Here is a 6,974-nt window from a genome sequence, read left to right as displayed (position 1 = left end):
GTGGAACCTGTCTTTGGACAGGTAAAGGCTTGTTTAGGTTACAAACGTTGTAACCTACGAGGAAAACGACAAGTAAAAATTGACATGGGATTGGTTCTCATGGCCAATAATCTCCTCAAATATAGGAAGAGGAGATTCTAAAAGAAAAGGAGAGACTCATTTCAGTAGATGAATCTCTCCTTTTTAGGCTTTATGAGACTTTTGTCCCAGCCTCTGGAACTATGACAGTGGTATCCTTAAGATTAAATAAGGCAGAGGATGAATTATTCAAGAATTATGCAACTCATACAGGAAAAAGTTTATCTGAACTTTTCAAAAGTGCCTTAATTGAGCAGATAGAAGATCAGCTAGACTACGAAGTGGGCTTGAAAGCTTATGAAAGCTTTAAAAAGAATCCGGTTACTCATGCGATAGATGATGTTATAAAGGAGCTAGAAGATGGTTTATAGACTAGTTCTTAGTGATGACGTCTTGAAGCAACTGAAAAAGATGGATAAACATGTCGGTTTCATGTTAGCCAAGGATATGAAGAATAAGTTGGATGGGTTAGCGAATCCTAGACAACATGGTAAAGCTCTAGTAGAGGATTTAAAAGGGCTATGGTGTTACAGAATTGGTAATTATCGTGTGATCTGCGACATTATAGATGATGAACTCGTAGTCTTGGCTCTTGAAGTCGGTCATAGGAAAGAAGTTTACAAACGTTGATAAGTGGAGAAAGTCGGCTTCGTGCTGGCTTTTTTTGAATTGCTTTTCTAGTTCTCGGTGTTTCAGCTTAGAGATACGCTTATGTCTCCCCCTCCTCTGTCATAAAAAGTGTGACAAGATTTGAGTTTTCGGTCGCATTTTTTGTCGCTATACTAAAGATAGAAATCAACGATAGGAGGTCGTATAATGGAAGCTCAATCATTTCGAGTCCGTCTGCAGAAGTTAGGGACAACCTTATCCAATATGGTCATGCCCAATATAGGTGCTTTTATTGCTTGGGGGGTGCTAACTTCCTTATTTATTGAAACCGGCTGGTTGCCGAATGAGTCTTTTGCAACCATTGTTGGTCCAATGATTACTTATCTTTTGCCGCTTTTAATTGGTTATACCGGAGGTTTTAATCTTTATGGCCAACGGGGTGGGGTGGTTGGTGCCATCCTGACCATGGGGGTTATTGCTGGGACAACGGTTCCGATGTTTATTGGAGCCATGGTTGTGGGGCCTTTGGGAGCTTGGGGGAGCAAGAAGTTTGATCAACTGGTGCAACCTAAGATTCGGCCTGGTTTTGAGATGCTGGTCAATAACTTTTCGGCTGGTTTGTTGGGGTTTGCTCTTATGTTGGTATCCTTCAAAATTGTAGGGCCATTTGTGGAGAGTATGACAGGAATGATTGGTAATGGGGTGGAAGCGATTGTCGCGATGAAACTCTTACCATTGGCCAATATCATTATTGAGCCAGCTAAGATTTTGTTCCTGAATAATGCCTTGAACCATGGAATCTTTACGCCACTTGGGGCAGAGCAGGTACTTGAGACTGGGAAGTCTGTTCTCTTCTTGCTTGAAGCCAACCCTGGTCCTGGTTTGGGGATTCTTTTGGCCTATGCTTTCTTTGGTAAGGGGTCAGCCAAGTCTTCTTCTTGGGGAGCGATGATTATCCATTTCTTTGGTGGAATTCATGAAATTTACTTCCCTTATGTGATGATGAAGCCGGCGCTCTTTTTAGCAGCGATTGCTGGGGGTGTGTCTGGTACCTTTGCCTTCCAACTTTTGAATGCAGGTCTTGGGGCGGCGGCGTCTCCAGGTTCGATTCTGGCTATTATGGGAATGGTACCTAAGGGAGATGGTTATCTTGCGAACCTTCTTGCTGTCTTGGCCGGCGTTTTTGCAGGTGCGATCGCTTCCTTTGTAGTTGCCTCCATTATTTTGAAGGCTGATAAGTCTGAGGGAGAAAGTTTGGAGGAGGCGCAAGCTGCTAGCAAGGCTGCCAAAGCAGCATCAAAAGGGCAGCCTTTAGCTCCGATTGCTGAGGAAATTTCTGCCGCAAATGTTCGTCAAATCATTTTTGCTTGTGATGCGGGGATGGGAAGTTCCGCGATGGGGGCCTCTCTCTTGCGGGATAAGGTTAAAAAAGCAGGTCTAGATATTCCAGTTTCCAACAAAGCCATTTCGGCCTTGGAAGATACAGAAAACACACTCATTGTAACCCAGGAGGAATTGGCTGATCGTGCCCTGCAACGGACTCCACGGGCGATCCATGTGGCTGTGGACAATTTCCTAACGTCTCCAAAATATGATGAAATTGTCAGTAAATTGGCGGGTCAAGCAGCTGTAGTTTTTGAAGCGGATCCACGTCCAGAAGCTCAGGGGCAAGTAGATCTCAACTATGTTGATGAAGTGGTCTTCCCTTATGGGCAGGCTCAGGGTTCTGCGACCATGGGACAGGCAACTCTCAGTGCCATCTTTAAAAACCGTGGCATCGGTATCCCGGTTGCGACTGTTCCATTGGCCAATTTGGCTGAACATAATGCGAAAAACATTTTATTGGTTACCACAATTGCGAATCAGGCAGTGGTACAGCAGGCTGCGTCTGAAGCTCAGCTTTTGGTGGTGGATAGTTTGGTAACCACTCCAGAATACGATAAAATGGTTGATCGTATCCATCAATAAGTTAGATGTTTAGTATAATAAAACCATGATACTAAGCAAACGTGAACAAGACCTTCTGAAAGCTTTCCTCCAAGTAGGGAAGCTTTCCTTGAAGGAGATGACGGAAATTTTACAGGTTTCCACCCGGACCGTTTATCGGACCTTATCAGATTTGACACCCTATCTGGATCGGCATGGGGTTAAGCTGATCAAGGAAGGGCGGAAGTATTATCTCGAAGGGGATCTGGCTCAATTAAATGCGACTGATGGTCAGGAAGCCTACAGTCCCAGCCGGCGGCAACTGCTTATCACTTATGATCTGTTGGTAGCGGATCAATCCGTGACCAATGAACAGCTACAGGAAGTTTATTTTGTTTCCAATGTGACTGTGATTCAGGATATTGCGGTGATTGAGGCACGTGTCAAGGACTTCCAGCTGTCCTTGTCCCGACACAAGGGCTACAGTTTGCTGGGAACATCCTCACAAAAACGGCGGGTTTTGGCGATTCTGCTCACGAATGCAATTAGTATTCAGGATTTTTGGGCAGATCGTTATTCGGAATTTCCGATTTTACAGACTGCTAGAGTTACCAGTTGTCGGCAGGTCTTTGAGGATTTGGCGTCTAGCTTGGGAGAAGTCGATGTCAAGCTCAAGCAATTTCTCATTTCGCTCTTGGCCCTAGCGGATAATCAGGGGCAGCTGCAGCAGCAGGTTGAATTGTCTAAGGAAGCTCTGGAGTTTGCGCAGAAGCTCTTTAGTCGTCTGTCGGCTGCAATCAAACAGTTTTACAATCTGCAGGAGATTCTTTACTTTGCGTCCATGGTGGATGAGTTGATTATTCGCCGTCAGGAGGTGCCGCTCTTTCGGGAGAGTTTTGACAGTTCTTTTTATTACAATGTCACGCAGCTGATTGACTCCGTATCCCGTTTTAGCAAGAGTGATTTTATGAAGGATCGCTTACTTTTCCCCTTTTTATTTAATCATATCCGCCTAACTCTAGCGGTCCCAGTCTTGTTTCCAGATGTCAAAACGGCGAATATGGCTTTTTTAAGTAGTCAGAGAAATCCCTTTTTACACCGCCTGGTCAGCCTGTTAATGCAGGACTTGTTCCCAGCCTATATTCAGAATGAATATGAATACGAACTAGTGACTCTGCACTTTGCCGCTAGCCTGCGGCGAAGTCCAGAAATTTTTCCTATCCGCTTGCTGCTGGTGACGGATGAACGGCCTTTGTCAGCTAGCGTTTTGGTGTCAAAAATCAAAACGATTGCTCCCTTCGTAGAGGGAATTGAGGTGAAAAGTTCCAATAACTTGGAGGGGTTAGAGTTGGACTCCTATGACTATTGTTTGACGACCAAACCGCTGACTCAATCTGAATTCCAATTAATTTCGACCTTCCCCAGTACCCAGGAAATGTTGGACTTGCAGGAAACCCTGCAGCGGATCCAGGAAAATCGAACGGTTCGGGAACGGGTGGTTGTGGAAGAGGAGAAAAGCTATGATTTGCCGGCCTATCTGGAAGCCAGCCGGCTACTCCTAAAACGATTCTCCTTGGTGGAACTACCGCAGCAGGAATCGTTCGACCAGGCTGTCACAGCGGTGGTTGGGCAATTAGAGGGGATCTTAGATATGGCTTATGTCGGTCGGAAACTTTTGGACCGCTTTTACCAGAGCCCCCTGGCCATTCCGCAAACCAATCTAGCCCTCTTACATACCCAAACCAGCCAGGTCGAGACCAGCCAGTTTATGATTGCGCAGTTGGCCAATGCTGTTTCCAGTCCCTCGATGAACCAGGAGGAGGAAGCGGTTCGGCGACTCTTGGTCATGCTCACTCCGGTCGGGGAACGGGAGGAAGTTCGGGACTTGATGACAGCTATTAGTCAATCGATTATTGAAAATAAACTCTACACAGAGATTTATCGGACGGGAAATCAAGAGATTGTCTACCAATTATTGAATACCATCTTTGCAGAAAAAATGAAAAAAATTGGAGAATAACTATGCAACTTGAAAATAAGCTCATTCATCTAAACCAAGCCTTTGCTAGTAAGGAAGAGGCCATTCGCTTTTGTGGACGTCAGTTGCAGGCCGCTGGCCATGTCAAGAAAGCCTATATTGAGGCTATGATCCAGCGCAACCAAGACCTTTCCGTTTATATGGGCAATTTTATTGCTATTCCCCATGGAACAGATGCGGCTAAAAAAGAAGTCTTGTCTTCTGGCATCACCATTGTGCAGGTTCCAGCTGGTGTAAATTTTGGAACAGATGCAGATCCCAAGATTGCGACAATTCTTTTTGGAATTGCTGGGCTGGGAGAGGATCATTTGGAGATGATTCAAAAAATATCCATCTTCTGTGCCGATGTCGACAATGTGGTCAAGCTAGCAGATGCTCAAAGCGTGGAAGAAATCAAGCAATTACTAGAAAGTGTAGCTTAGGGAGGATCTTTTATGAAAAAAGCAGTTCATTTTGGTGCCGGCAATATTGGACGTGGGTTTATTGGCCAAGTTCTTTATGACAATGATTTTGAAATTGCCTTTATTGATGTTAATGAGACGATTATTGATGCCTTGAATGAGAAACAAGGCTATACTATTGAAATTGCCCAGGAAGGCCAACCGAAAATTCAGGTTTCCCGCGTGAGGGGCATCAACAACGCCCAAAATCCAGACCAAGTCATTCAGGCAATTGCGGAGGCGGATTTGATCACAACCGCGATTGGTCCCAATATCCTTCCCTTTATTGCAGAAGTTTTGGCACGTGGTTTGGAAGCACGCTTGGCTCAGGGGAACCACCAAAATGTGGATGTTTTTGCCTGTGAGAATATGATTGGAGGCTCTAGTTTTCTGGCGCAGGAAGTGGACGGTTATCTGTCTGAAGCCGGCAAAGCTTATGTGGCGAAACATGTTGGTTTCCCTAATGCAGCTGTTGACCGTATTGTTCCCGCTCAAAGCCATGAGGATCCCCTCTATGTGGTGGTGGAGCCCTTCAAGGAGTGGGTTGTCGAAACCAAGGGCATGAAAAATCCCGAGCTGCGTTTAGAGCAGGTTCATTACGAAGAGGACTTGGAACCCTTTATCGAACGTAAGCTCTTCTCCGTGAACTCTGGCCACGCAACCTCTGCCTATACAGGGGCTCAAGCTGGAGCTAAGACCATTCTTGAAGCGCTGCAAAATCCAGCAGTCAAGGAGCAAGTCGAGGCTGTTTTGGCAGAGATTCGCAGCCTGTTAATGGCCAAATGGGGCTTTGAGCAGGCGGCTTTGGAAGACTATCACCGAGTGATTATCAGCCGTTTTGAAAATCCGTATATTGTAGATGATATTACACGTGTAGCCCGGACACCGATTCGGAAATTGGGCTACGATGAACGCTTTATCCGCCCGATCCGTGAATTGGCGGAGCGTAAGCTATCCTATCAACACCTACTAGAAACCGTCGCGGCAGTCTTTGCCTACCGCGATCCAAATGATCCCCAGGCTTTGGAATTACAAGAACTCCTAGCTTTCCAACCACTAAAAGAAGTGGTGGTTCAGGTGACCGGCCTGGAGGAGGGACCACTTTTGGAGGCTGTGGTCGCTCAATTGGCAAACTAAAAACTGGTTTAAAAGCACATAAAACAATGATAAAAAGGGAATGGGACAGAACTAAATTTGAAAAAATTTAGGGCACCTCTAAAAACTAAATTTCTGAAAATCTAAATGTTGATTTATCAAGGTTTGAGTGATTCAATTTGAAGAAAAACTGGGGTTTTTAGAGGTTCCCTTTAGTTTATTCGCTTTCTTAATTTCAGGCTCATGCTAAAAAGATCCACTGGATCTTTTTACTCCTACCCCCCGCAAGGCTGATTAGGTCCTCTTCCGAGCTTGAAAAGCGAATGATTGGAATTTGCTTCGCAAACAAGATTTGGTACTCTCTAACAGCATACAATGCTGTTAGACCTAATCAGCTACTGCGTCAAAGGTATTTTATTAACCAAAGTCAATGAGGCTAGACTTTTGTCCCAGCCTCTTTTTACGATGTTAGATTCTGGGATCTTGAGTTCGTTTTCCCTCATAGGATTCCCAGTTCGATGGCTCGTAAAACAGCAGCCATGCTTGATTGTGTATTTAATTTGTCATTGATATGAGCCAGATGGTTGTTGACGGTACGGCGACTGATGGTCAAGGTACTGGCGATTTTTTCTTGAGTATAGTTACGGCGGAGCAGATAAAGGGCACCTCTAAAAACCAGAAGTATTCCGTCATATAAAAAAAGAAGGGACGCTTGCCCTCTAATTTCCAGCAAGAGTCCCTGTATTTCCTACTTTTCTATCCCGATTATCGGGAAAATTCTGATTTTT

At 45.0% G+C, this 6,974-nt stretch carries 8 protein-coding genes; 7 read left to right on the top strand and 1 reads right to left on the bottom strand.

What is annotated here, in order from left to right:
- The 7 genes from E5983_RS07990 to E5983_RS07960 all read left to right on the top strand — a co-directional run.
- The coding region (locus E5983_RS07990; RefSeq protein ID WP_202056349.1) for a transposase at window positions 1-141 on the top strand (141 nt) is incomplete at its 5' end.
- Between the two features lie 80 nt (window positions 142-221).
- Window positions 222-449 (top strand): type II toxin-antitoxin system RelB family antitoxin, encoded by a 228-nt coding sequence (relB, locus tag E5983_RS07985; protein WP_160333331.1) that lies wholly within the window; start codon window positions 222-224, stop codon window positions 447-449.
- A complete protein-coding gene (locus tag E5983_RS07980; RefSeq protein WP_160333330.1) occupies window positions 439-708 on the top strand; it encodes a type II toxin-antitoxin system RelE family toxin in 270 nt (89 codons plus the stop codon). The genes relB and E5983_RS07980 overlap by 11 nt, the downstream gene beginning before the upstream one ends.
- 186 nt (window positions 709-894) lie before the next feature.
- Window positions 895-2,655, top strand: a complete 1,761-nt coding sequence (locus tag E5983_RS07975; protein WP_202056596.1) for a PTS mannitol-specific transporter subunit IIBC — start codon at window positions 895-897, stop codon at window positions 2,653-2,655.
- Between the two features lie 25 nt (window positions 2,656-2,680).
- Window positions 2,681-4,633 carry a BglG family transcription antiterminator gene (locus tag E5983_RS07970; protein WP_160333329.1) on the top strand — a complete coding sequence of 651 codons (1,953 nt, stop codon included), beginning with the start codon at window positions 2,681-2,683 and terminating at the stop codon, window positions 4,631-4,633.
- 2 nt (window positions 4,634-4,635) lie between these two features.
- Entirely contained in the window at window positions 4,636-5,073 is a 438-nt protein-coding gene (locus E5983_RS07965) for a PTS sugar transporter subunit IIA (RefSeq protein ID WP_160333328.1), read from the top strand.
- Window positions 5,074-5,085: 12 nt separating this feature from the next.
- Complete coding sequence (locus tag E5983_RS07960) at window positions 5,086-6,228, top strand: mannitol-1-phosphate 5-dehydrogenase (protein WP_160333327.1); 1,143 nt, start codon at window positions 5,086-5,088, stop codon at window positions 6,226-6,228.
- A gap of 457 nt (window positions 6,229-6,685) precedes the next feature.
- On the opposite strand, the gene E5983_RS07955 is transcribed toward E5983_RS07960, so the two are convergent.
- The gene (locus tag E5983_RS07955; RefSeq protein ID WP_202056586.1) at window positions 6,686-6,919 is read right to left on the bottom strand and encodes a LuxR C-terminal-related transcriptional regulator; all 234 of its coding nucleotides are present in this window, start codon (window positions 6,917-6,919) and stop codon (window positions 6,686-6,688) included.
- Window positions 6,920-6,974 lie beyond the last annotated feature (55 nt).

Origin of the sequence: Streptococcus danieliae (assembly GCF_009767945.1) — a bacterium.
GTDB lineage: Bacteria > Bacillota > Bacilli > Lactobacillales > Streptococcaceae > Streptococcus > Streptococcus danieliae.
The sequence above is the reverse complement of the archived record's forward strand: the minus strand, read 5'-3'. Positions and strand labels throughout refer to the sequence as shown.

Bases quoted from the DNA above. Each gene is read 5' to 3' on its own strand.
- relB (WP_160333331.1), top strand. From the start codon at position 222: ATGACAGTGGTATCCTTAAGATTAAATAAGGCAGAGGATGAATTATTC.
- E5983_RS07980 (WP_160333330.1), top strand. From the start codon at position 439: ATGGTTTATAGACTAGTTCTTAGTGATGACGTCTTGAAGCAACTGAAA.
- E5983_RS07975 (WP_202056596.1), top strand. From the start codon at position 895: ATGGAAGCTCAATCATTTCGAGTCCGTCTGCAGAAGTTAGGGACAACC.
- E5983_RS07970 (WP_160333329.1), top strand. From the start codon at position 2,681: ATGATACTAAGCAAACGTGAACAAGACCTTCTGAAAGCTTTCCTCCAA.
- E5983_RS07965 (WP_160333328.1), top strand. From the start codon at position 4,636: ATGCAACTTGAAAATAAGCTCATTCATCTAAACCAAGCCTTTGCTAGT.
- E5983_RS07960 (WP_160333327.1), top strand. From the start codon at position 5,086: ATGAAAAAAGCAGTTCATTTTGGTGCCGGCAATATTGGACGTGGGTTT.